The sequence below is a fragment of the Streptomyces sp. NPDC005141 genome, from assembly GCF_053599975.1.
This window is the reverse complement of sequence record NZ_JBSFYW010000024.1, coordinates 1-24,785: the sequence shown is the minus strand read 5'-3', so window position 1 is coordinate 24,785 and position 24,785 is coordinate 1. Positions and strand designations below refer to the sequence as shown.

Below are 24,785 nucleotides of genomic sequence, written 5' to 3'. Positions count from 1 at the left end.
TTGTGGACAACCGGGTCACCCCGGGTGTGGAGAACCCGGGGCGTCGATCAGGCCTTCTCGACGGCGTGGCCGCCGAACTGGTTGCGCAGCGCCGCGATCATCTTCATCTGCGGCGAGTCGTCCTGCCGCGAGGCGAAGCGGGCGAAGAGTGACGCGGTGATCGCGGGAAGCGGCACCGCGTGGTCGATGGCGGCCTCCACGGTCCACCGGCCCTCGCCGGAGTCCTGTGCGTAGCCCTTGAGCTTCTCCAGGTGCTCGTCCTCGTCCAGCGCGTTGACGGCGAGGTCGAGCAGCCAGGAGCGGATGACGGTGCCTTCCTGCCAGGAACGGAAGACCTCCCGCACGTCCGTGACGGAGTCGGCCTTCTCGAGCAGCTCCCAGCCCTCGGCGTAGGCCTGCATCATGGCGTACTCGATGCCGTTGTGGACCATCTTCGCGAAGTGGCCCGCGCCGACCTTGCCGGCGTGCACCGCTCCGAAGTCGCCCTCGGGCTTGAGCGCGTCGAAGATCGGCTGCACCTGGGCGACGTGCTCGGGGTGGCCGCCGTACATCAGCGCGTAGCCGTTCTCCAGGCCCCAGACGCCGCCGGAGACGCCGCAGTCGACGAAGCCGATGCCCTTGATGCCCAGCTCGACGGCGTGCTTCTCGTCGTCCGTCCAGCGCGAGTTGCCGCCGTCGACGACGACGTCGCCGGGCTCCAGCAGGGCGGCCAGCTCGTCGACGGTGGACTGGGTCGCGGCGCCCGCGGGGACCATGACCCACACCACGCGCGGGCCCTTGAGCTTGCCCACAAGTTCTTCCAGGCTGTGGACATCGGCGAGGTCCGGGTTGCGGTCGTATCCGATGACGGTGTGACCTGCGCGGCGGATCCGCTCGCGCATGTTGCCGCCCATCTTGCCGAGGCCGACGAGACCGAGCTCCATCAGTTGTTCCTTAGGGGTTGCGACGTGGCGTGAGGGCACTCTCGTACCTGGGTCCGAGCCTAGACCGGGGGGTACCACCCACGCCTTTCGGGCACCGGGGGAACTCACGCACATCTGTGGGCATACCCGCTCAGACGTATGCCCGCCCACGGTGCGGCCCGCCGGGCCCTGCGGACCGGCGGGCTCCGGGGATCAGCCCGACAGGCGAACCGGCATGATCAGGTACTTGTAGGCCTCGTCCGCCTCGGCGTCCAGGGCGGGCTTGCCGCTCAGCAGCGCGGGCTTCGTGGACGTCGTGAAGGAGAGCTGGGCCACCGGCGAGTCGATGGCGCTCAGGCCGTCGAGCAGGAACGTCGGGTTGAAGGCGATCGAGACGTCGTCGCCCTCCAGCTGGGCGTCGACCCTTTCCACAGCCTGTGCGTCGTCGCTGGAGCCGGCCTCCAGGATCAGCACGCCCTGCTCGAAGCTCAGGCGCACCGGGGTGTTCCGCTCGGCGACCAGGGCCACACGCTTGACGGCCTCCACGAAGGGGGCGGTCTCGATCACGGCGATGGAGTTGAACTCCGTCGGGAACAGCGAGCGGTACTTCGGGAGGTCGCCTTCGAGCAGACGGGTGGTCGTACGCCGCCCGGCACCCTCGAAGCCGATCAGGCCCTCGCCCGCGCCGGAGCCGGACAGCGCCAGGATCACGCTGTCACCGCTCGTGAGGGCCTTGGCGGTGTCCAGGAGCGTCTTGGCGGGCACCAGGGCGACCGCGGACGCCTCGGGGTTCTCCGGCTTCCAGAGGAACTCGCGGACCGCGAAGCGGTAGCGGTCGGTGGACGCCAGGGTGACCCGGTCGCCCTCGATCTCGATGCGCACACCGGTGAGCACCGGGAGCGTGTCGTCGCGGCCGGCCGCGATAGCCACCTGGGCGGCGGCCGAGGCGAAGACCTCGCCGGGGACGGTGCCGGTCGCAGAGGGCATCTGCGGCAGGGCCGGGTACTCCTCCACAGGCAGGGTGTGGAGGGTGAACCGCGAGGAGCCGCAGACCACGGTCGCCCGTACACCGTCTGTGGAAATCTCCACCGGCCGGTTGGGAAGCGCCCGGCAGATGTCCGCGAGGAGGCGGCCGGACACGAGGACCGTGCCCTCCTCGTCGATCTCCGCGTCCACGGAGACCCTCGCCGAGACCTCGTAGTCGAAACTGGAGAGGCTCAGGGCGCCCCCCTCGGCCTTCAGGAGCAAGCCGGCGAGCACAGGCGCCGGCGGACGGGCCGGGAGGCTGCGTGCCGCCCAGGCCACTGCCTCCGCGAGTACGTCGCGTTCCACCCGGATCTTCACCGTTGCCGCCTCCGTCTGTTGCCGGCGCTGTCGCCCTGCTGGCCTTCGTCGTCTGTCTCGGTGTCGCTCGGTCCTGTGAGGGGAAGGACACCGGGGACCAGTCTGACGCACCGCGCTGACAGTCGGTGCCCCTCGGGGTCAAGTCGTGCCGAGCGGCACCTGGGCCTTCGAGAGCGAGTTGTGCACAGCCCCCACTTCGAAACGTTTCCCAGACTCTCTCTAGTTGGTCTTAGTAGTAGGGCCTGTGGAAACCGTGGATAACCCCGTTTTCGCAGCTCAGAGGCGATTTTTTGTCCACCGAGCCTGTGGGTGAAGGCGGTGGACAACCGGGGTTCTCTGTGGACGGCGAAAAGTTCTGCACACTCGATGCACAGGTTGGGCCCACTTCTCCCCAGCGCCGTCCCCAGCTTTTCCCCCGTTCCCCACAGGCCAACCCGGCACCTTGGTGTGACGCCTTTCACTCGACGCGGTGAGATGGCGCGTTACGTTGCCGAACAGTGGACAGAGGTGTGGAGAAGCTCCGGATCACTGGGGACAACCTGCTCCGGCCTGTGGGTCACCGGTGGACAACTTCGTGCACACCCTGTGGATCTTTCCTTCGTCCACAGGGTGTGGAGAAGCTTTGTCCACGAATCCACAGGCGGTTGACCTGGTCTGATGGTCTTTCAACAACGTTCCCTGTGGAAACGATCTGGACAACTTCCCAGTCCCCAGGATGTGGACGCCAGAAAGTCACCACATCTGTGGAGAGTGGCCGTAACCAAGCCCGGATTCGAACAGCAGGTGTCGGGCCGGTAGCGGTGAAAACAGGGCGGGAGCCGTCGGAACGCGTGACTGAACCCCTCGGGGAGCGCTTCTGAACCGCTCCGAGGGCGTCTTCGAACCTCTCCGGGCGCGCGGCTGAGCCGTCTTGAGCGCAGGGCCGGGCTTCTCTGAGGGCCCGGCCGGGCCGGCTCCGAGTGCCGTCCTGGTGCCCTTCGTGCGCGGGCGGGACCTCTCGGAGCGCGCGTGCGGGAGCGGGAACGCCGAAGGGCGCCCCGGACGATGTCCGGGGCGCCCTCATGCACGTACGGCGGCTTGTGCCTCTGACCGGTCTCGCCGGCCGCGCTGTCGGCGAAAGCCTTCGTCAGCCGTTCTTGATGCGGTTCGTGAGCTCGGTGACCTGGTTGTAGATGGAGCGGCGTTCGGCCATCAGCGCGCGGATCTTGCGGTCGGCGTGCATCACGGTCGTGTGGTCGCGGCCGCCGAACTGCGCGCCGATCTTCGGCAGCGACAGATCGGTGAGCTCACGGCACAGGTACATGGCGATCTGCCGCGCCGTCACCAGGACGCGGCTGCGCGAGGACCCGCACAGGTCGTCCACCGTGAGCCCGAAGTAGTCGGCGGTGGCCGCCATGATCGCGGTCGCGGTGATCTCGGGTGCCGAGTCCTCGCCGCCGGGGATCAGGTCCTTGAGGACGATCTCCGTCAGACCGAGGTCCACCGGCTGCCGGTTGAGCGACGCGAACGCCGTCACCCGGATCAGCGCGCCCTCCAGCTCACGGATGTTGCGCGAGATCCGGGAAGCGATGAACTCCAGCACCTCCGGCGGGGCGTTGAGCTGCTCCTGCACCGCCTTCTTACGAAGGATGGCGATACGGGTCTCCAGCTCGGGCGGCTGGACGTCGGTGATCAGACCCCACTCGAAGCGGTTGCGCAGCCGGTCCTCCAGGGTGACCAGCTGCTTGGGCGGCCGGTCGCTGGAGAGCACGATCTGCTTGTTCGCGTTGTGGAGCGTGTTGAAGGTGTGGAAGAACTCCTCCTGCGTCGACTCCTTGTCCGCGAGGAACTGGATGTCGTCGACGAGCAGGATGTCCATCTCCCGGTACCGCTTGCGGAAGCTGTCGCCCTTGCCGTCGCGGATGGAGTTGATGAACTCGTTGGTGAACTCCTCCGAGCTCACGTACCGCACCCGCGTTCCCGGGTAGAGGCTGCGTGCGTAGTGCCCGATCGCGTGCAGCAGGTGCGTCTTGCCGAGTCCCGACTCCCCATAGATGAAGAGGGGGTTGTACGCCTTCGCCGGAGCCTCGGCCACGGCCACGGCGGCGGCGTGCGCGAAGCGGTTCGAGGCGCCGATCACGAACGTGTCGAAGAGGTACTTCGGGTTCAGTCGCGCGGTGGGCTCGCCCGGACCCGACGCCGGCGCGGGCTGCGCGGCCTTCGGCCCGGGGGCGCCGCCCGCGGACGGGCCGCCCCGGCGCACCTGACCGCTGCCGGAGGGGTCCTGAAGATCGCGGCGGTCGGGACGCTGGTCGTAGTCCCCGCGCGCCTGGTCGTAGTCCTGGCGCTGCTGCTCGTAGGGCGAACGGTCCATCGGCTGCGGCCGGTAGTCCTGCGGCGGCGAGGCGTAGGGGTCCCGCTCCGGGAAGCCGAGGCGCTGCTGCTGCCAGCCGTAGTCGTCCTGGGAGTGGCGAGGCCAGGCTCCTGGCTCCGGGCGCTGGTAGTCCGGGTACGCGGGACGGGCGGTGGGCAGCTGGTCGCCCGGGGCACCGGGAAGCGGTTCGGAGCGGCCGCCGCGGTGGTCGTCGGCGCGGTGGCGGCCATACCCCTCGTATCCCTCGCGTCGCGGCGAGTCGTACGGGTTGCGGTCGTCGCGACCCTGCGGCTCGTACGTGCCGCGGTCGTCGCGGCCCTGACCGCCTCCGTCGTAGCCGCCGCGGTCGTCACGGCCCTGACCGTCGTAGGCGCCCCGCTCGTCGCGTCCCTTCCCGTCGTACGCGTTCCGGTCGTCGCGGCTCTGTCCGCCCTCGTACGTGCCGCGGTCGTCGCGGCCCTGTCCGCTGCCGTCGTAGGCGTTGCGGTCGTCGCGGCCCTGGTTCTCGTAGGAGTCACGGCCCTGGCCCGCTCCGGTGGAGAGCTCGGGCTCCTCGTAGCGGGGCGGCGCGGGGGCGGAGGGCTCGCCGGCGGAGTCGTCGACGGTGATGGCGATACGGATGGGGCGCCCGCACTCGCGGCTCAGCGTCTCGCTGACGATCGGCGCGAGCCGGCCCTCCAGCACGTTCTTCGCGAATTCGTTCGGGACGGCGAGCAGAGCGGTGTCCGCGACCAGCGCCAGCGGCTGGCAGCGTTTGATCCAGTGCTCGTCCTTCGACTCGACACCCTGCCCGCGGCCCTCGCCGAGAAGTTGTTCCAGTACGCGTGGCCACACTGCGGCAAGATCGGCAGGTACGTCAGCCACGGGGCACGCTCTCTCACGGGTCCCACGAACGTGTGGTTCTGGGAACGGGTCGGTAAGTCAGTCGGGTGGGGCGGGGGGAACAAAACCGCTGGGGCGGTGGGAAGGGAACGAATCGGGGTCCAGCCACGGTAGTCAGGGCGACGGGTGCGGTTCAAGTTGTTGTCCCCAGCCTGTGGATAGTGTCTCCTGGCAGGGACTGGTTTGACCGGATGGCGTAGCCGCGCGTACCGTAACCAGGTCGAGTTGTCGATGGCTGCTGCCGCCTGCCTCCGATGGGCACAGATCGCGAAGAGTGATCGGGAAGCGGTGCACTCGGGCGTAATGCGAGTTTCCTCGTGGGCGCACGGTGACAGCCAGGACGGCACCCCGCCACCACCGATTCTTTCTGGAGCCCCCTAGTGAGCAAGCGCACCTTCCAGCCGAACAACCGTCGTCGCGCCAAGACCCACGGCTTCCGCCTGCGGATGCGCACCCGTGCCGGCCGCGCGATTCTCGCGAACCGCCGTGGCAAGGGTCGCGCCAGCCTGTCCGCCTGATTACTTACAGGTCATGATCTCGTGCTGCCTACCGAGCATCGGCTGAGGCGGCGCGAAGACTTCGCGACCGCGGTACGCCGAGGACGCCGGGCCGGACGCCCGCTTCTCGTCGTCCATCTACGTAGCGGTGCACCGGACCCGCACGCGCCTGGGGAGAGCGCTCCCTCGACGCGTGCGGGTTTCGTCGTGAGCAAAGCCGTGGGCGGAGCGGTCATACGCAACAAGGTGAAGCGCAGGCTTCGCCATCTGATGCGGGACCGAGTCACCCTGTTGCCCCCCGGTAGCCTGGTAGTCGTACGAGCGCTGCCCGGTGCGGGCGACGCCGACCATGAACAGCTGGCCCGAGACCTGGATGCCGCCCTGCAGCGGCTGCTGGGAGGGGGCGCGCGATGAAGTACCCACTGCTTGCTCTCATCAAGCTGTACCAGTGGACGATCAGCCCGTTGCTCGGGCCGGTCTGCAAGTACTACCCGTCGTGCTCCCGCTACGGCTACACAGCCATCGACCGGCACGGTGCGATCAAGGGAACGGCACTCACCGCCTGGCGCATCCTCCGGTGCAATCCGTGGTCGCTGGGCGGTGTGGACCATGTTCCGCAGCGCAAGCGTCCGCGGTGGCACGAATTGCTGCGTAACGCCTGGCGTGCACGCAAGGGCGGGACCTCCGCCGCCGAACCGGCCACCGGGGAGACCACTGCCCCGGGCCCGGCCGCCGAGACCCCGTCCCATGCTCAAGGAGCCTGATTAGTGGACACGATTGCCGGCCTTTTCAGCTTCATCACGACACCCGTTTCCTGGGTCATCGTCCAGTTCCACGCTGTGTACGGGAAGATCTTCGGTCCCGATACGGGCTGGGCCTGGGGCTTGTCCATCGTGTCCCTGGTGATCCTGATCCGTATCTGCCTGATCCCGCTCTTCGTGAAGCAGATCAAGGCCACTCGGGCCATGCAGACGCTGCAGCCCGAGATGAAGAAGATCCAGGAGCGCTACAAGAACGACAAGCAGCGCCAGTCCGAAGAGATGATGAAGCTGTACAAGGAGACGGGTACCAACCCGCTCTCCTCGTGCCTTCCCATCCTGGCGCAGTCGCCGTTCTTCTTCGCGCTGTACCACGTGCTCAACGCCATCGCGACGGGCAAGACGATCGGTGTCATCAACGATGACCTGCTCGCCAGCGCCCGGCAGGCGCACATCTTCGGAGCCCCGCTCGCGGCGAAGTTCACGGACAGCGCCGAGAAGGTCTCCCAGCTGGGCGCCACTCTGGTCGACGTCCGTGTCGTCACCGCGATCATGATCGTGATGATGTCGGCTTCGCAGTTCTACACCCAGCGTCAGCTGATGACGAAGAACGTCGACACCACGGTGAAGACGCCCTTCATGCAGCAGCAGAAGATGCTGATGTACGTCTTCCCGGTCATGTTCGCCGTCTTCGGCATCAACTTCCCGGTCGGTGTCCTCGTCTACTGGCTGACCACCAACGTGTGGACCATGGGCCAGCAGATGTACGTCATCCGCAACAACCCGACCCCGGGTTCGAAGGCTCAGGCCGCTTACCTGGAGCGCCTGCAGAAGCACGTCACCGACCACGGCAAGACGCGCCGCCGCAGCGAGAAGGCCATCGTCAAGGCCATCGTCGCCAAGGGCCGCGACCGCAATGAGTTCGAGCGCAAGTTCATCAACAGCCTGACCAAGGCGGGCCTCGTGGCCCAGCCGGACGGGCTCGTGGTGAAGGGCGAGAGCACGACGGTCGTCGAGGCCGAGGACGGCACCACGACCACCGCGGCCGCCGCCCACAAGCGTCAGCAGCCGAAGCGGCAATCGAAGTCGCAGCGCCAGTCGGGCACGACGGTGTCAGGCGCGGCCAAACCGGCGGACGAGTCCGAGCCGAAGACCTCGCTGACCAAGTCCGACGAGCCGCAGGACGCCAAGCCCTCCGACGCAAAGCCGGCCACCGGAAGCGGGAGCAAGCCCGGCGCCGGTACCCGCAGCAAGGCCCAGTCCGGACAGCGCAAGGGCCCACAGCGGCCCAAGTCCCCGTCCAAGAAGTAAGAAGGAGTCCATCCCGTGACGGAAGGCACCACCTCCGCCGCCGCTGAGGGCGACACCCTGACCCGCCTGGAGCAGGAAGGCGAGATCGCGGCGGACTACCTCGAAGGTCTGCTCGACATCGCCGATCTCGACGGCGACATCGACATGGACGTCGAGGCCGACCGCGCCGCTGTCTCGATCGTCAGCGACTCGGGCGGCCGAGACCTGCAGAAGCTGGTCGGCCGGGACGGCGAGGTGCTGGAGGCACTCCAGGAGCTCACGCGCCTGGCCGTGCACCGGGAGACCGGGGACCGCAGCCGGCTGATGCTGGACATCGCGGGGTTCCGCGCCAAGAAGCGCGAGGAACTCTCCGAGTTGGGTGCCAAGGCCGCAGCCGAGGTCAAGAGCTCCGGAGAGCCCGTGAAGATGGACCCGATGACGCCCTTCGAGCGCAAGGTGGTGCACGACGCGGTCAAGGCCGCGGGCCTGCGCAGCGAGTCCGAAGGCGAGGAGCCGCAGCGCTTCGTCGTCGTGCTCCCCGCCTGATCGGTACGTACGTTCCTTCGGCCCCGTCTGTTGCGCAGGCGGGGCCGAACTTTGTCAGCCTGGTAGTCCCCACAGCTGTGGTCCCCGAACTCGATCACTGGCCGCGGTTCCCGAACCCTCGGTCCTCGACAGCTGTTGGTCCCTGATAGTCCTGGTGATCAGCGCTCAGTGCGCTTATGCGGTACGGAAGGACGGTCCCCCGTGACGGAGGCAGCGGAGCTTCCCCCCGCGCCCGAGCAGGCGCGCGAGGTATTCGGTGATCGCTTCGCGGACGCGGTCCGGTACGCGGAACTGTTGGCCGAGGCGGGAGTGCAGCGCGGGCTGATCGGTCCCCGTGAGGTGCCCCGGCTGTGGGAACGGCACCTGCTGAACTGTGCGGTGCTCTCCGAGGTCGTGCCCGAGGGCGTGACCGTGTGCGACGTCGGGTCCGGTGCGGGGCTGCCCGGTATCCCGCTGGCGCTGGTCCGGGAAGACCTCAAGATCACGCTGCTCGAACCGCTGCTGCGCCGGACCACCTTCCTCACCGAGGTCGTGGAGATGCTCGGCCTCGACCACGTGACCGTCGTCCGCGGTCGCGCCGAGGAGGTCATGGGGAAGCTGCAGCCCGTTCACGTGGTGACGGCCAGGGCGGTTGCCCCGCTCGACCGGCTGGCGGCCTGGGGGGTCCCGCTGCTGCGCCCGTACGGCGAGATGCTGGCCCTCAAGGGTGACACCGCCGAGGAGGAGCTGAAAGCCTCTGCCACGGCGCTGAGCAAGCTCGGAGCCGTGGAGACGTCCATCCTGCACGTCGGTGAGGGCGTCGTGGACCCGCTGTCCACCGTGGTGCGGGTGGAAGTGGGCGAGAGCCCCGGCGGTGTGCGCTTCGCGGCGAAGCGGGCCAAGGCCGCCAGGACGGGCCGGACGCGTCGCCGACGCTGATCCTGGGCGATGTGAGCATCGTTACTCCCGGCTCCCGCACGATGGGGCCGGGAGTTTCTCAGTTCGGGGCCAGGAGTTCTTTGTCACCCTCACAGGCTGGCCCAGGCGACGATCCGTACTCCACACAAGGTGCCAAACCTGTTCATATCGGAGTGTCGCGCCTCGATGAGCCGAGTGGCTGGGCATCGTGTTTCACGTGAAACGTCGCTCACTGTTGCACGGCATCATCAGTCGAGGCCGCGCCGCGGCCGAACCCCGCGACCGGAGGCCCCTCGGTTCACTCGGGCAGGGTGCGGAGTTGTCCACAGAGGTGGATTTCTCCACAGAACAACGGGCCTCGCTGGTTCACCACCCCGATGGCATGGGAGGCTCTGTTCATTGCGAGCCTGAAGTCGAGGAGAGTGAATCCTTGCGGTCCGACGCCAACATCGCGGGACCGATGACCGATCCGGTCCCCGGTCCCCGTACCGAGTCGATGGGGGAGGATGTTTCACGTGAAACACCGCCCCCGATGGACGACACTCCCATTGGTCGTGCTGCCCAACTGGCTGTGGAGGCGCTAGGTCGCGCCGGTGAGGGCCTGCCACGGCCCGAACAGACCCGAGTCATGGTGGTAGCCAACCAGAAGGGTGGTGTGGGTAAGACCACGACCACGGTCAACCTTGCCGCCTCCTTGGCCCTGCACGGCAGCCGGGTCCTGGTGATCGACCTCGACCCTCAGGGCAATGCCTCCACCGCGCTGGGGATCGATCATCACGCCGAGGTCCCATCGATCTATGACGTGCTGATCGACAGCAAGCCACTCTCCGAAGTCGTTCAGCCGGTCGCTGATGTCGAGGGTCTCTTCTGCGCCCCCGCGACGATCGATCTCGCTGGTGCGGAGATCGAGCTGGTGTCGCTCGTGGCCCGTGAGAGCCGGCTGGAGCGAGCGATCCTGGCGTACGAGCAGCCGCTGGACTACATCCTCATCGACTGCCCGCCGTCGCTCGGTCTGCTGACGGTCAACGCGCTGGTCGCCGGAGCGGAAGTCCTCATCCCCATCCAATGCGAGTACTACGCGCTGGAAGGCCTGGGACAGCTCCTGCGGAACGTCGACCTGGTACGAGGGCACCTCAACCCCGACCTCCACGTCTCGACGATTCTGCTCACCATGTACGACGGCCGGACGCGTCTCGCGTCCCAGGTCGCGGAGGAGGTGCGCAGCCACTTCGGCGAAGAGGTGCTGCGGACAAGCATTCCCCGCTCGGTCCGCATCTCGGAGGCTCCGAGCTATGGGCAGACGGTCCTGACCTACGATCCGGGTTCGAGCGGTGCTCTCTCGTATCTTGAGGCCGCGCGCGAAATCGCCCTCCGGGGAGTCGGAATGGCGTATGACGCGCAACACGCCCACGTGGGCGCACAGAACGATCAGAACATGGTGGAGGGGATCCAGTGAGTGAGCGACGACGGGGGCTGGGGCGGGGCCTTGGCGCGCTGATCCCTGCGGCTCCGACAGGTGAGCGTCCGGGTGTTTCGGCGGGTGGGTCCTCCTCGCCGGCTTCCGTACCCGTACTCACCGCGGAGCGCGGGGTCGCGGCGGCCAAGGTGACAACGCTGCCGCCTGTTTCGCATGAAACGGAGGAGCCGTCGTCGAGCGGAGCCCTGGAGGTGCCCCAGGCACCCGTCGGTGCTCACTTCGCCGAGCTGCCCCTCGACTTCATCACGCCCAACCCGCGCCAGCCGCGCGAGGTCTTCGACGAGGACGCTCTTGGCGAACTCGTCACCTCCATCAAGGAGGTCGGGCTTCTCCAGCCGGTCGTCGTACGGCAGGTGGGTCCGGCCCGCTACGAACTCATCATGGGTGAGCGGCGCTTCAGGGCCTGCCGCGAGGCGGGACTCGAGGCCATTCCCGCGATCGTGCGGGCGACGGAGGACGAGAAGCTTCTCCTGGACGCGCTCCTTGAGAACCTGCACAGGGCGCAGCTGAACCCGCTGGAAGAGGCGGCCGCCTACGACCAGCTGCTCAAGGACTTCAACTGCACGCACGATCAGCTGGCGGACCGGATCGGACGGTCGCGCCCGCAGGTCTCCAACACGCTGCGGCTGCTGAAGCTCTCGCCGTCCGTTCAGCGCCGGGTTGCCGCCGGGGTTCTCTCCGCGGGGCATGCGCGGGCGCTGCTCTCCGTCGACGACTCGGAGGAGCAGGACCGCCTGGCCCACCGCATCGTCGCCGAGGGGCTCTCGGTGCGGGCCGTCGAGGAGATCGTCACCCTCATGGGGTCCCGTCCGCAGACGGCTCAGCGCTCCAAGGGGCCGCGGGCGGGCGGTCGTGTCTCTCCTGCGCTGAGTGATCTGGCCACGCGTCTCTCGGACCGTTTCGAGACGCGGGTGAAGGTCGACCTGGGTCAGAAGAAGGGCAAGATCACCGTCGAGTTCGCTTCGATGGAAGACCTCGAGCGCATTCTCGGCTCGCTCGCCCCGGGCGAGGGACCGGTTCTTCAGAAGAGCCTTCTGGACGACGACTCCGACGACACGGACGCCTGAGGCGGCTGCCGGTGGACCCGATCGGTCCACCGGCAGAGCGGGCCGTGTCCGGTGTACCGGAACACGGCAGAGCGGGCCGTGTCCGGTGTACCGGAACACGGCCCGCTCTTTGCTTTCTGGCGGTATCGATGGAATCGCATCGTGGATACGATGCGATTGGGTATGGCGCATCCACCTGGCAGCACCTTCATCGGGGAGGCGGGGGCCATGCAAACCGTGAGCCGTACCGGACTGGTGACCGCGGGCTTGGGCCTGGGAGCGGTCGGCGGATTCGTCGGCAGCCTGCTCAGGGAGCGGAGCCATCTGACAGCCGCCCGTGACGCCGCGGGCGAAGGAAGCGAGGAACATCCTTCATGGGGCGTCGGCTCGTACCGCTCACGCTGGACAACCTTCCGGACCTTCCCCAGCGCTGTCGTGCGTGCGTCTTCTGGGAACTGGATCCCGTCAGCAGTGAAGCCGCGGTAAAGGCGGGCACACCCGCGCTGGAGAAGGAAGCGTGGATCTCCTCGGTTCTGCTGGACTGGGGATCCTGTGGCCGGGTCGTCTATGTGGACGACGTACCGGTGGGCTTCGTGCTCTACGCGCCGCCGGCCTATGTCCCCCGCTCCACCGCATTCCCCACAAGCCCCGTGTCATCGGACGCTGTTCAGTTGATGACCTCGTTCATCATGCCGGGCTATCAGGGACAGGGGCTCGGACGGGTGATGGTCCAGACGGTTGCCAAGGATCTGCTCCGCCGAGGATTCAAGGCGATCGAGGCCTTCGGCGACGCACGCTGGAAGGAACCCGCCTGTGTGCTCCCTGCCGACCACCTGCTCGCGGTGGGCTTCAAGACCGTCCGACCTCACCCCAGGTACCCCCGTCTGAGGCTGGAACTGCGGACGACGCTCTCTTGGAAGGAAGACGTGGAGCTGGCGCTGGACCGCCTTCTGGGAGCGGTACAGAAGGAGCCGGCGCTTCGTCCTCTGTGACCGTCGGCTGATCGCACGCGTGATCTGCGATCGGCGTTCCTTCGGGTAAAGCGAATGGGCCAGCCCGGTCGGGCTGGCCCATTCGTGTTTCACGTGAAACACACGCCGCGCGTGCGGCGGTCATCGACTACTCGGCGATGAAGTCCTCGAGGTCGCGCACGATCGCGGCCTTCGGCTTCGCCCCGACGATGGTCTTCGCGACCTCGCCACCCTGGTAGACGTTCAGGGTCGGGATCGACATGACGCCGTACTTGGCGGCTGTGCCCGGGTTCTCGTCGATGTTGAGCTTGACGATCTCGATCTTGTCGCCGTACTCAGCGGCGATCGCCTCGAGCGACGGAGCGATCTGACGGCAGGGACCGCACCAGGCGGCCCAGAAGTCCACGAGGACGGGCTTGTCGCTCTTGAGGACGTCCTGCTCGAAGGAGTCGTCGGTCACGTTCTTCAGGGTGCCGGCCACAGCGGGCTCCTTAACTTGTTGGTGCGGTGGGGCGGACGGGGGGATCAGACGGTGGCGGCCGCGGCGGCGGTCTCGCTGTCCGCGAGGGAGGCGAGGTAGCGCTCGGCGTCGAGGGCGGCGGAGCAGCCGGTACCGGCAGCGGTGATCGCCTGGCGGTAGGTGTGGTCGACCACGTCACCGGCACCGAAGACACCGGTCAGGTTCGTGCGGGTCGAAGGCGCGGCGACCTTCAGGTAGCCCTCTCCGTCCAGGTCGAGCTGACCCTTGAAGAGCTCGGTACGCGGGTCGTGACCGATCGCGATGAACAGACCGGTCACCGGCAGCTCCGAGGTCTCGCCGTTCTTGAGGTTGCGCAGCGTCAGGCCGGCCAGCTTCGGGTCGCCCTTGATCTCGGCGATCTCGCTGTCCCAGACGAACTTGATCTTCGGGTCGGCGAAGGCACGCTCCTGCATCGCCTTGGAGGCGCGGAGACTGTCCCTGCGGTGGACGATGGTCACGGACTTGGCGAAGCGCGAGAGGAAGGTGGCCTCCTCCATCGCGGTGTCGCCACCGCCGATGACGGCGATGTCGTGGTCCTTGAAGAAGAAGCCGTCACACGTCGCGCACCAGGAGACGCCACGTCCGGAGAGCGTGTCCTCGTTGGGCAGTCCGAGCTTGCGGTGCTGCGAGCCCGTGGTGACGATCACGGCCTTGGCACGGTGGACGGTCCCCGCCGTGTCCGTGACGGTCTTGATCTCGCCCGTCAGGTCGACGGCGACGACATCGTCCGGAACCAGCTCGGCACCGAAGCGCTCGGCCTGGGCGCGCATGTTATCCATGAGCTCGGGACCCATGACACCGTCCTGGAAGCCGGGGAAGTTCTCCACCTCGGTGGTGTTCATCAGCGCACCGCCTGCGGTGACGGCGCCTTCGAAGACCAGCGGCTTCAGCGACGCGCGCGCGGTGTAGAGCGCCGCCGTGTAGCCGGCGGGCCCAGACCCGATGATGATCACGTTACGGACGTCGCTCACGGCTTGATTCCTCGTCTCTGGAGACTGCTGCGTACCGGTGGGAGCCTCTCTCAGTACTCTCACCCCACCCAACGGATCCTAAGGGGCTTCAATTCCCGCTGTGGCAGGGCACACGGAGACCGGGGACCGGACAGGGATGCCGTGCGGCGCCTGGGCAGGACACCACCGGGCGTCGAGGCGTCAGGGAGCGGTATCGAGAGGGCCGGGATCGTGCCCGCCGAGGTGTTCGGAATCCTGATACCGAAGCGTTCAGGACCGCGCGTACGACCGCGTCAGCAGGAGCTTGCCAGGGGACGGGGAGTCCTGCTTGGCACAGGCCGAGTCGACGATGTAGGCGGTGACCTTCGTGTTGTCCGAGTCATTGGACAGCACGAGGAGGTAGACGCCGGTCCCCTGATACGTGCCCTCCTTGGCGGCGAGGAGTGTTCCCTCGTCTCCGGTCCCCTGTGCGACGCACTCGGGAACGCGGGGTGCCGGGGAGACCAAGGTGTTGACCCCGCCCGAGTCGGTTCCGGTGTCCTGGGATTCGACACCCCAGGGCTTCGCACTGCCGGAGTGCTCGCCCGACTTCTTGGCCTTCGTGAGAAGGCCCGAGACTTCGCTCTGCAGTGTCTTCTCGGAGAAGGTGCTCAGTGCCCCTGACTCCTGCCGCGTCGCCGTCTGAGGGCTCTTGTCGGAGCCGTCGCCGCCGAACGACTGCACGAGGATCGCACCCACCCCCAGCGCGGCGGCGGCGAAGGCGGTCGTGAGGAGAACGGTCCTGCGGCGCCCACGGCGTGCTCGGTGAGGACGACCCGGTCCGCCGGCCGCACGAGGATGTCCCGAGGGGCGATCGGCAGCCGATGTTTCACGTGAAACATGAGTGCGGTCGTCATCCGCAGTGGATGTCTCATCGGGGGCTGTGGCACTCAGCAAGGTCTCCGCGGCCAATGCGGCATCGATACGTCCGGCCACATCGTCGGGCATGCGAGGCGGACCCGGCAGGGTGCCGAGCAGACCACGGATCTCCTCCAGGGAGTCGTGGACATCGGCACAGAGCTCGCACTCATCGAGGTGCTGTCGTACGTCCTCGGTGCGGGATGGCGAGAGCAGACCTTCGGTGAGGTCGGAGATCTCCGCGACGTCCGGGTGCCCGGCCTTGTCCGTCGTGGATGTCACGCTCGCCCACCTCCGCCCTTCACAGCAGCTGAATCGCTTGGCCCTGCGTCACGGGTCCCCGCCTTGCGGGGTCCCGCTGCCGGTGGGACGGATGTCCCCTGCGTCCGGTTCCGTCCGCCACCCGACTTCTTGCTCTCTTCGTCACCCGAGTTCTCCGTACGGAGATGAGTGAGCAGGGGAAGCAGTCTGGCTCTGCCGCGCGCGCAGCGGCTCTTCACCGTGCCGGTCGGCACATCGAGGATGCGGGCCGCCTCGGCCACGGGGTAGCCCTGCATGTCCACCAGGACGAGGGCGGCGCGCTGGTCGGCCGGGAGTGTGCCCAGGGCCTCGATGAGCTCGCGGTGGAGGTCATTGCGCTCGGCGGGGGCGGAGGCGGACTCGTGCGGCTCGAGGAGCTGTTCCAGGCGCTGGGTGTCATCGACGGGGGACGTCCTTCTGGAGGCCGCCTTGCGGGCGCGGTCCAGGCAGGCGTTCACGGTGATGCGGTGCAGCCAGGTCGTGACGGCCGACTGGCCCCGGAAGGTGTGGGCGGCCCGATAGGCCGAGACGAGGGCGTCCTGGACCGCGTCAGCGGCCTCCTCGCGGTCTCCCAGCGTCCGCAGGGCCACGGCCCACAGACGATCGCGATGACGCCGTACAAGCTCACCGAAGGCGTCAGGATCGCCCTTCACATGGCGGGCCAGGAGGTCCTGATCGCTTGCTTCGCCACATGCGGCTTCATCGGCCATCGGACCCCCTCCCCTCCGTCGACGAGCGTCAGCCGGTGAACTTCACGTCCGTGATGGCCTGCTTGTAGCCGGCGCCGCTGTAGCCGTCACTGGGAGCGTTCGGCACATCAGTGATCCACAGCAGCACGTACTGCGTCTTCACCGACTTGGACGCCTTCACATCCAGGGCGGTGCCGCTCGTTCTGGCGGTGCCGATCTCCTTCATCCCGTCGACGGACGTCGTGGGCGACAGCGAGTCGGCGGCGTACAGGTGGATCGTGGTGTGGTCCCCCGTATAGCGAAGTCCTATCGAGGCGGCCGAGACCGTCTGGGCCGAGCCCAGGTCGTAGACGATGCCCACGCCGGGCTTGTACGGCGCCAGCTTGGGTCCGGCGTTGTACCGCTTCGTGCGCCAGAACGTGGTGCTGTTGCCGTCGTAGGTCTTGCCCACGTCTCCGGCCGCCTGGGCAGAGCCTTCAACCACGTACTCCTGCGCGTGCCGGATCGTGATCGGCTTGACCGGCTTGGTCTTGTCGCCGGTCTTGTCGTTGCCGTCCGTCGTCTGGGTCTTGTTGGTGTCGTCGGACTTGCCGTGATCCATCAGCGCGTCCGCCAGCTGCCAACTGCCCAGCCCCAGGGCGGCGATGAGAAGAGCTGAGACGGCCCACTTCAGGGCCTTGCCGGTACGGCTCTGCAGCGGGGGCGGCGGAGCCGGCAGGGGCTGGTTGACGCCCGGACGCGCCGACTGGCGGCCGTATGTGCCCTGCTGGTACGTCGTGCGCTGGTACTCGGGCGGTGCGGTGAAAGCGGGCTCCGGCGGGCGGATGCGCGGCATCTCGCTGATCGCCTTCACGAGCTCCTCCGGCGTGGTGCACGGGGACTCGTGGCGGGAGGCGGTCGCACCGTCGTTGGCGAGCGCGCGCATGGCGAGCTCCGACAGACCTCGGTGGACACCGGCCCGCACTTGATCGGGCGCGATGAGACCGACGCCCTTGGGCAGCCCTGACAGGCCGTAGGCATCGTTCTCGTACGGCCAGCGCTGGGTCAGGGACGCGTACAGGAGTGCCCCGATCGCCTCCGTGTCGGAGCGCTGCGGGGTCTCGGAACTGATGCCTCGGAGCGCCGCGTTCACGGCGAGCCCGCGGATGCGCCACTGGCCGGACGACGTGCGGAGCACGGCGCCGGGGGTCAGCTTCAGATGCGCGAGGCCCTCGCGGTGTGCGGCGGCCATGGCCTGGGAGACCTGGCTGACCATCTGGTAGGCCTCGTGCACCTCCAGGGGGCTCGAGGCAAGCAGCGCCGTGAGCTCCGTGGCGTCCGGCAGCCACTCGTGCACCACATAGACGAGGTCGTTCTCCTCGACCGCGTCCAGGACCTGGACGAATCGAGGATCGCCCAGCAGGGCGGAGGAACGGGCCGCCGCCAGTACCGAGCGGGCCCGTGGATGATCGGCGGGCAGCAGGTGTACACCGACGGCACGACGGAGTTTCTCGTCCATCGCGCGCCAACTGCTGAAACCGTCCAGACGGGTGACGCACTCTTCGAGGCGGTAGCGCCTGGCGAGTTTGTGACCACTGTGCAGTTCGGGCGGTGAGGCCTTTCCGGGACTCTCGGTCCCGCCGCTCCCCTGTGCCTCTTCGCTGTCCGTTTCCCGCTCCCGGTTTTGGGCCACCCCGTCGGACGTGGTTTGGTCCGCCTTGGCGGTCAGCGGTTCGTCACCGCTGTTGTCTGCCACGTCGACGGCAGCCGTGCTCCGTTCCGCCACCGTCGTCCCTGCCTCCCCATCCGTTGCGCGCTGTCCGACGCAGAAACCAATTGTGCCCACAGTCCGGCACTATGCACGACACACGGCGAAGGACGATGGTTGTGCGCCTACCCCCGCCTCAGCGCCCCAGGCGCCCGCGGACCATTCCGACCATTGAATTGAGCTCTTCGATGCGCATCTTGCGCGCGGCGATGTAGAAGACACCGAGCAGGGCGATCGATCCGACGACGAGCGCCGCGATCGAACCGAACACTCCATGCCCGAGGGCCCGGGTGACCGCAAAGCCTACGACGCCGCCCACCACGGCGCCCGGGATGGACGCCAGGCACAGACGCGCGTAAGTCCGCATCACGCGGGCGCCGTCCAGGTCGCCGCCCAGCCGCCTGCGCAGCCGCTGCCAGGCCACTCCGACGCCAACGGCATACGCCAGTCCGTACGCGCCGGCCATGCCGACGACCGCCCACTGCGCGGGCAGCACCACATAACAGACGGCCGACGCCAACGCGTTGACGGCGGCCACGATGACCGTGTTGTAGAAGGGGGTGCGGGTGTCCTCGTAGGCGTAGAAGCCACGCAGGACCACGTACTGCACCGAGAAGGGGATCAGGCCGAGCGCGAAGGCCATGAGGACATAGCCCTGTGACTGGGCGGCCTCGAGGCCGCTGGAGCCGAAGAGCAGGGTGCACATGGGGATGCCGAGGGCGACGAACATGAAGGCGACCGGGACGATCGCCACCGCAGAGGTCCGCAGACCTTGCGAAATATCGTCACGGACGGCGCCCGGGTCACCGTCGTGGGCCGCTCGCGAGATCCGTGGAAGCATGGCCGCCATGACGGAGACCGTGATGATCGCCTGCGGCATGCCCCAGATCAGCTGGGCGTTGGAGTAGGCCAGGATGCCCGCTCCGCTCTTGCCCGATGCCTTTTGCGCGGCAGTCGCCAACTGTGTGACGACGAGGACGCCCGCCTGGTTGGCGAGGACGAAGAGCACGGTCCACTTGGCGAGCTGGACGGCCTTGCCGAGCCCGTGGCCCCTCCAGTCGAAGCGCGGACGGAACCGGAAGCCTGTCTCGCGCAGGTACGGAACCATCGCCACGGCTTGCACGACCAGGCCGAGCAGGGTGCCGATGCCGAGCAGGCGGAGGCCGTCCGGCGGGATGTTGTTCACCGACATGCCGGAGTGCCGGGCGGTCCCGTAGACCCAGAGGAAGAGGCCGAACGTGGAGATCATGACGATGTTGTTCAGGACCGGAGTCCACATCATCGCGCCGAACTTTCCGCGGGCGTTGAGGATCTGGCCCATGACCACGTGGACGCCCATGAAGAAGATCGTGGGCAGGCAGTACCGGGCGAAGGTGACGGCCACGTTGTTGGACGCCGGGTCGCTCGCGATGGCGTCCGACATCAGCTGGATCAGGAGCGGCGCGATGAAGACCGCGGCTGTGACGATCACGGCGAGGGCGACCATGACGAGCGTCAGCAGGCGGTTGGCGTACGCCTCACCACCGTCGTCGTCCTCCTTCATGGACCGCACCAGCTGAGGCACGAAGACCGAGTTGAGCCCGCCGCCGACGGTCAGGATGTAGATCATCGTCGGCAGGGTGTACGCGACGGTCCAGGCATCACCGAGCGTCGCCGCCCCCAGCGCGGCCGTGATGATCATGGTGCGTACGAAACCGGTGAGACGGGACACCAGCGTGCCCGCCGCCATCACGGCGCTCGACTTCAACAAGCCGGAGGCACGGCCGCCGGACTTCGCCGGAGCGGCCGCCGGTGCTGATGCCGGAGGCTGAGCGGCGGCCGGAGCCGGTTCAGGGGCCGGTGCCGGAACCGCGGGGGAGGCATAGGCATGGCGGACGCCACCCTGCTGCTGGTCGCGGAATAGGTGAGCGAAGGCGTCGGGCTCATGCTGCTCCTCGCCGGCCTGGGTGACCAGGTCGTCCACCCCCACGTACTGGGTGGTCCGGGCGTCGTCGCCGTACGGCAGGTGCCGCGTCGGCCCGTCCGGCTCCGGAGGGGGCGTCTGGGCCCACACCCGCGGGTCGGGGGCGTACTGCGACGTGGGCGGCTGGGCGTAGAGCGGCGGCTGGGGAGCGTATGTTCCGGGCGCCGGCGGAGGGTGCGCGGCACGGTCGTAGAGCGCCTCCGTCACCGGATCCTGGGCCGAGAGGTCCTGCCCCCGGTAGGGATCCTGGTTGTAGGCGTCCTGGAGGTACATGTCCGCGGGAGACCCCGGTGGCATCTGGCCGGACTCCGGCGTGCCCTCGGGGTAGCCGGAGCGGGCCGCGTCCTGGTCCGGGTAGTCCTCGGGGTAGCCCGAGGATCCCGCGCCCTGGCCGCGGTCACCGTCGTACGGCGCGTTCATGGTTACCCCACCTCATCGTCCCCGGGCCCACCGGCCACGACATCGTTCAACGGTCCACTCTCTCACCCGTGCCGGACGGGTCGGCGCTTTCCGATGCGGTGTCCGGTGTCGGGTCACTCGGCTGCTCCGGGTCGTCTGCCCCGGACTCCGAGCCGGAAGCCCGTTCGGGACCGTCCTCGGAGTCTTCAGTGTGCTCAGTGTCCACGGTGCCGTCTGTGTCCTTGCGCACACCCCCCGCCTCGGGACCGTTCTCCGGCTCCCCCTCGGCCTGCCGGGCCGCCGCGCGCTTACGCTGCGTGTACATCCGGAAACCGGCGAGCACGAGAAGCAGGACGCCGCCGCCGATGACGAGCATCACCGTGGAGGTGATCTCGGTGACCTTCACCTCGAAGGAGACGGGATCGCCGTACGGCTGCCCGCCCTCCGTGTAGAGCTGGGCGGTGACCTTCACCGGGCCGTTGGCCTTGGTGGAGGTCGTGAACTTCACGGACTGACTGTGCTCGCCCGCGACCCGGATCCGCTGCTCGGCGTTGCCGATCTTGAGGCGGGTGGGCTGCCCTGACGTGAGGCGCAGCACCAGATGGTCGACGCCCTGGACGAGGTTGTTCTGGACGGTCACGGGGATCGTGGCGCTGCGTCCCGAGAGCTTTGCGTCCGACTTGTTGATGAGATGCACCAGGCCCATGAGCCCGTCGAGGTAGGTGTCCACACCCGTGCGGAAGGCCTTCGCCTCAGTGGGGCGACCACGCCAGGACACTGACATCCCCCGGTCTATGGCTCGGCCGAAGGGCGTGACCACACGGGACTCGTCGGTGAGGATCAACTGGAACTTGTCGAGCTTGCTCTGCGTCTCCTGGATCCGTACGAAGGCCTTGCTCGGCAGTTCCCGCTGACGCAGTGCCGACGGGTACGAGGACGTGGGGGGCACCTTGGTGGTGGCGCCGGGATCCGGCTTGGCCTTGGCGGCCTCGGCCAGGCCCTGGGACTCCGACCAGGTCCCCTGCTGGAGCGTCCGCAGCGCCTCGGCCATGGACTGCGCCTGACTCGCGGTGGGCATCCGCTGCGGGGCGACGACGATGCTGCGCTCGTCGCCCGACTGCTGCAGGTTGATCATCAGGCTCTGGGCGAGGAACTTCTGGACGGCGAGTGTGGAGTTGTCGGCCTGCAGCATGTCGCCCTGGAACGCCGTGGAGAGCCGCTCGTCCGCGACCACCGCGGTCGTTCCGCCGCCGATGGGGCGTGCGGCGCTCGGCGTGTACGACAGGCCGCCCGTCTCCCGGAGGCTGTCGCTGCGGGCGATCACCTTGTCCGCGCCGGCTGAGGTGGCCACCTTGACGATCGACGGGTCCACCGCACCGTCCACGGGCCAGGCGAAATCCGTGTTCGGCTTCACGTGGACGATCGTGTCCACCGTGCGGGCGGCCGCATCGGTGGCGTCCTTGAGGTGGCTCAGGGAACCGGTGACGTCCTTGCCGTGGTGGGCCAGCGACGCGAGGTCGGGGTCGGCGAAGGGGAGTGCGACGACGTTCTGGTTCTTGACCGCCTTCTCCAGCTTGTCGAGCCAGGTGTTGGCCACCGCCCGGTTCTGCCCGGCGACGGTCGTGCCGTCCTCCTGCTGGATCCGGTACCCGCCTCCCATGGCATCGACGGAGGCCAGCAGGTCCGGGTCGAGGACCCAGGTGACGTCGAGTCCGCTGCCGAGCGACAGGAGCTGGTCCAGGCGCCCGCCCGGGGCGATCTCCTTGGCCAGGTCGTCGTTCTTGAAGACGGGCGTCTGCTGCTCGTCGGAACCGGTCTGCGCCGTGAGGTGGACGGTGGAGATGAGCGGCCAGAGGTACGTCGTCCTGGTCTTCGTGTCCGCGGCGTCGGGCTGCCAGGGCAGGAACGTCCGCTCGATGCCGAGGACCTGGTCCCACTGCTGGGCGGTGGTCCGGCCCGTGAGCGAGACTCCGAGCTGGTAGACCCCGTCGGCTCCGAGGTCGAGCTCCTTGACGGGCACCGAGATGCTGAAGCGCTGCGAGCTCCCCGAGGCGAGCTTGGAGACCTTCGCGACGTATTTGCCCCCGACCTCCGCGGCGTCGAGGCCCGGCTGGAAACTGGTTCGCTTCGCGACGGTGTCGATGGCGGAGCGGGTGTTCAGGGTCGGTCCCACACGGATGCCCACGTGAGCATCCGTGACGGTCTGCCTGCTCTTGTTGGTGACCGAGCCGGAGACCGTGACCGTGTCGCCGTCAGTGGGGGTGCTGGGGCTCAGCGAGTCGAGGCTGATGTCGACCGCGCCGGATCCCGTGGCATCGGCCACAGAGGCCCGCTCAGCGGCTTGAGAGGGGGTGCTCAAGGGCAGCTGGAGCAGCCCGGCCAGCAGCGGCGCCCCGGCCAGCAGTGCACCGCTGCGCCGGAGCCACCGGCGGGCAGGTGAGGGACTCGTCCCTTGGAAGTCTGCCGCCTCGGCCACGCGCTCGCCCGTCCCTCGTCGTCGTCAGTGGTCGTCGGAATGTGCGTCCACGCATGGTAACGATGTGCGCTGAGAGGAAGTGCCGCGGAGTGGTCCACAAGATCGGGGGACGGCTCCGACTGTCCTGTATGTGCGCGTATTGAGGCGCCGACGAGAGAAGGCGCACGGATACGAGATTTATCGGGGCGCTCTTGGCGGCCTCGGCCACGTACCCTTTTCTGTTGTGCCGAACGCCAATGAAGACAATTCCAGTGCCCTGAGCCAGGTGCAGCGCCGCGCGGTGAGTGAACTGCTGCGAGTCTCTCCTGTCGCCGACGAGCTCGCCCGCCGATTCCAGGAGGCGGGCTTCTCGCTCGCCCTGGTCGGCGGCTCGGTCCGGGACGCGCTCCTCGGCCGGCTCGGCAACGACCTGGACTTCACGACGGACGCCCGACCCGAGGACGTGCTGAAGATCGTCCGGCCCTGGGCGGACGCGATGTGGGAGGTCGGGATCGCCTTCGGCACGGTGGGTGCCCAGAAGGATGCCCGTGTGGGCGATGTGGAGCAGTCGTTCCAGATCGAGATCACGACATACCGCTCCGAGGCGTACGACCGGACCTCGCGCAAGCCGGAGGTGTCGTACGGCGACTCCATCGAGGATGACCTCGTGCGTCGTGACTTCACGGTGAACGCGATGGCCGTCGCGTTGCCGGAGAAGGAGTTCATCGACCCGCACGGCGGTCTGGAGGACCTGTCCGCTCGCGTTCTGCGTACCCCGGGCACCCCGGAGGCGTCGTTCTCCGACGATCCGCTGCGGATGATGCGGGCCGCGCGGTTCGCCGCGCAGCTCGACTTCGCGGTGGCACCCGAGGTTGTCGCCGCCATGGCGGACATGGCCGGGCGTATCGAGATCGTCTCGGCGGAGCGCGTACGGGACGAGCTGAACAAGCTGATCCTGTCCGTCCACCCGCGCAAGGGGCTCACGCTGCTCGTCGACACCGGGCTCGCCGATCACGTGCTGCCCGAGCTCCCCGCACTGCGGCTGGAGAGTGACGAGCACCACCGGCACAAGGACGTCTACGAACACACGCTGATCGTTCTGGAACAGGCGATGGCTCTGGAGGAGGACGGGCCCGATCTGACGCTCAGGCTCGCCGCACTGCTCCACGACATCGGCAAGCCGCGGACGCGGCGCTTCGAGCAGGACGGGCGGGTCTCGTTCCACCACCACGAGATGGTGGGCGCCAAGATGACCAAGAAGCGGATGACGGCGCTCAAATACTCGAATGATCTCGTGAAGGACGTCTCACGTCTGGTCGAACTCCATCTGCGTTTCCACGGGTACGGCACCGGCGAGTGGACGGACTCCGCCGTTCGCCGCTACGTCCGTGACGCGGGCCCGCTTCTTGACCGTCTCCACAAGCTGACCCGTTCCGACTGCACCACGCGCAACAAGCGCAAAGCGGCCGCGCTCTCCCGTGCCTACGACGGCCTCGAGGATCGCATCGCTCAACTCAAGGAGCAGGAAGAACTCGACGCGATCCGTCCAGACCTCGACGGGAACGAGATCATGGAGGTCCTGGGCATCGGCCCGGGCCCCGCGATCGGTCAGGCCTACAAGTTCTTGCTGGAGCTCCGACTGGAGAACGGCCCGATGGAGCATGATGCCGCGGTGGCGGCGCTCAAGGAGTGGTGGGCCGAACAGGACTGAGGGGCGGACAGCCGGTCGATGTTTCACGTGAAACATCGACCCCGGGCGACGCGAAGGGGCGGTGTTTCACGTGAAACACCGCCCCATCGCAAATATTGTTATTGCAGGTACTTTTTTTATAACAAGCAGATCGTGTATGAAAAGCCGGTTTTAATAAAACTCACACTCACCCAAGGAGATATGAAAAGAGA

The 24,785-nt window shown here is 67.8% G+C and carries 20 protein-coding genes; 10 read left to right on the top strand and 10 right to left on the bottom strand.

All coding sequences use genetic code 11. The annotated features are described in order from the left end of the window. Positions 1-47: 47 nt before the first annotated feature. From gnd to dnaA, 3 genes are all read right to left on the bottom strand, one after another. Positions 48-923: a phosphogluconate dehydrogenase (NAD(+)-dependent, decarboxylating) gene (gene gnd, locus ACWD68_RS20300; protein WP_451807803.1), complete on the bottom strand. Its 876-nt coding sequence runs from the start codon at positions 921-923 to the stop codon at positions 48-50. A gap of 192 nt (positions 924-1,115) precedes the next feature. Then, positions 1,116-2,246 carry a DNA polymerase III subunit beta gene (dnaN, locus tag ACWD68_RS20295; protein ID WP_451807802.1) on the bottom strand — a complete coding sequence of 377 codons (1,131 nt, stop codon included), beginning with the start codon at positions 2,244-2,246 and terminating at the stop codon, positions 1,116-1,118. A gap of 1,126 nt (positions 2,247-3,372) precedes the next feature. Beyond that, the gene (gene dnaA / locus ACWD68_RS20290; protein WP_451807801.1) at positions 3,373-5,463 is read right to left on the bottom strand and encodes a chromosomal replication initiator protein DnaA; all 2,091 of its coding nucleotides are present in this window, start codon (positions 5,461-5,463) and stop codon (positions 3,373-3,375) included. 398 nt (positions 5,464-5,861) lie between these two features. Between dnaA and rpmH the strand changes: the two genes are divergently transcribed. From rpmH to ACWD68_RS20245, 9 genes are all read left to right on the top strand, one after another. Next, positions 5,862-5,999, top strand: coding sequence for a 50S ribosomal protein L34 (rpmH, locus tag ACWD68_RS20285; RefSeq protein ID WP_006381191.1), 138 nt, complete (start codon positions 5,862-5,864; stop codon positions 5,997-5,999). Positions 6,000-6,020: 21 nt separating this feature from the next. Next, positions 6,021-6,392: a ribonuclease P protein component gene (gene rnpA, locus ACWD68_RS20280; protein ID WP_266760614.1), complete on the top strand. Its 372-nt coding sequence runs from the start codon at positions 6,021-6,023 to the stop codon at positions 6,390-6,392. Beyond that, complete coding sequence (gene yidD, locus ACWD68_RS20275) at positions 6,389-6,742, top strand: membrane protein insertion efficiency factor YidD (protein WP_266760612.1); 354 nt, start codon at positions 6,389-6,391, stop codon at positions 6,740-6,742. Before rnpA ends, yidD begins: the two co-directional genes overlap by 4 nt. 3 nt (positions 6,743-6,745) lie before the next feature. Further along, a complete protein-coding gene (yidC, locus tag ACWD68_RS20270; RefSeq protein ID WP_451807800.1) occupies positions 6,746-8,047 on the top strand; it encodes a membrane protein insertase YidC in 1,302 nt (433 codons plus the stop codon). Between the two features lie 15 nt (positions 8,048-8,062). Further along, positions 8,063-8,572, top strand: coding sequence for a Jag family protein (locus ACWD68_RS20265; RefSeq protein ID WP_355768758.1), 510 nt, complete (start codon positions 8,063-8,065; stop codon positions 8,570-8,572). Between the two features lie 201 nt (positions 8,573-8,773). Then, positions 8,774-9,490, top strand: coding sequence for a 16S rRNA (guanine(527)-N(7))-methyltransferase RsmG (gene rsmG, locus ACWD68_RS20260; protein WP_451807799.1), 717 nt, complete (start codon positions 8,774-8,776; stop codon positions 9,488-9,490). Between the two features lie 361 nt (positions 9,491-9,851). Next, positions 9,852-10,925, top strand: a complete 1,074-nt coding sequence (locus ACWD68_RS20255) for a ParA family protein (RefSeq protein WP_451807873.1) — start codon at positions 9,852-9,854, stop codon at positions 10,923-10,925. Continuing rightward, positions 10,922-12,013 carry a ParB/RepB/Spo0J family partition protein gene (locus tag ACWD68_RS20250; protein WP_451807798.1) on the top strand — a complete coding sequence of 364 codons (1,092 nt, stop codon included), beginning with the start codon at positions 10,922-10,924 and terminating at the stop codon, positions 12,011-12,013. The genes ACWD68_RS20255 and ACWD68_RS20250 overlap by 4 nt, the downstream gene beginning before the upstream one ends. Before the next feature lie 353 nt (positions 12,014-12,366). Then, positions 12,367-12,984, top strand: a complete 618-nt coding sequence (locus ACWD68_RS20245) for a GNAT family N-acetyltransferase (RefSeq protein ID WP_451807797.1) — start codon at positions 12,367-12,369, stop codon at positions 12,982-12,984. Positions 12,985-13,111: 127 nt separating this feature from the next. Here the strand turns inward: ACWD68_RS20245 and trxA are convergent, their stop codons facing one another. The 7 genes from trxA to ACWD68_RS20210 form a co-directional block, all read right to left on the bottom strand. After that, the gene (gene trxA, locus ACWD68_RS20240) at positions 13,112-13,444 is read right to left on the bottom strand and encodes a thioredoxin (RefSeq protein ID WP_007383275.1); all 333 of its coding nucleotides are present in this window, start codon (positions 13,442-13,444) and stop codon (positions 13,112-13,114) included. A 44-nt stretch (positions 13,445-13,488) separates the two neighbouring features. Continuing rightward, positions 13,489-14,454, bottom strand: a complete 966-nt coding sequence (trxB, locus tag ACWD68_RS20235; RefSeq protein ID WP_451807796.1) for a thioredoxin-disulfide reductase — start codon at positions 14,452-14,454, stop codon at positions 13,489-13,491. A 249-nt stretch (positions 14,455-14,703) separates the two neighbouring features. Next, positions 14,704-15,612, bottom strand: a complete 909-nt coding sequence (locus ACWD68_RS20230) for an anti-sigma factor family protein (RefSeq protein WP_451807795.1) — start codon at positions 15,610-15,612, stop codon at positions 14,704-14,706. Continuing rightward, entirely contained in the window at positions 15,609-16,340 is a 732-nt protein-coding gene (gene sigM / locus ACWD68_RS20225; RefSeq protein WP_451807794.1) for an RNA polymerase sigma factor SigM, read from the bottom strand. Before sigM ends, ACWD68_RS20230 begins: the two co-directional genes overlap by 4 nt. Positions 16,341-16,368: 28 nt before the next feature. Then, complete coding sequence (locus tag ACWD68_RS20220; RefSeq protein WP_451807793.1) at positions 16,369-18,084, bottom strand: serine/threonine protein kinase; 1,716 nt, start codon at positions 18,082-18,084, stop codon at positions 16,369-16,371. 118 nt (positions 18,085-18,202) lie between these two features. After that, positions 18,203-20,449, bottom strand: coding sequence for a murein biosynthesis integral membrane protein MurJ (gene murJ, locus ACWD68_RS20215; RefSeq protein ID WP_451807792.1), 2,247 nt, complete (start codon positions 20,447-20,449; stop codon positions 18,203-18,205). 46 nt (positions 20,450-20,495) lie between these two features. Further along, positions 20,496-22,904, bottom strand: coding sequence for a DUF6049 family protein (locus ACWD68_RS20210; protein ID WP_451807791.1), 2,409 nt, complete (start codon positions 22,902-22,904; stop codon positions 20,496-20,498). A 223-nt stretch (positions 22,905-23,127) separates the two neighbouring features. Here ACWD68_RS20210 and ACWD68_RS20205 point away from each other — a divergent pair, with 223 nt between their 5' ends. Next, positions 23,128-24,594: a CCA tRNA nucleotidyltransferase gene (locus tag ACWD68_RS20205; protein ID WP_451807790.1), complete on the top strand. Its 1,467-nt coding sequence runs from the start codon at positions 23,128-23,130 to the stop codon at positions 24,592-24,594. The last annotated feature ends 191 nt before the right edge of the window (positions 24,595-24,785 follow it).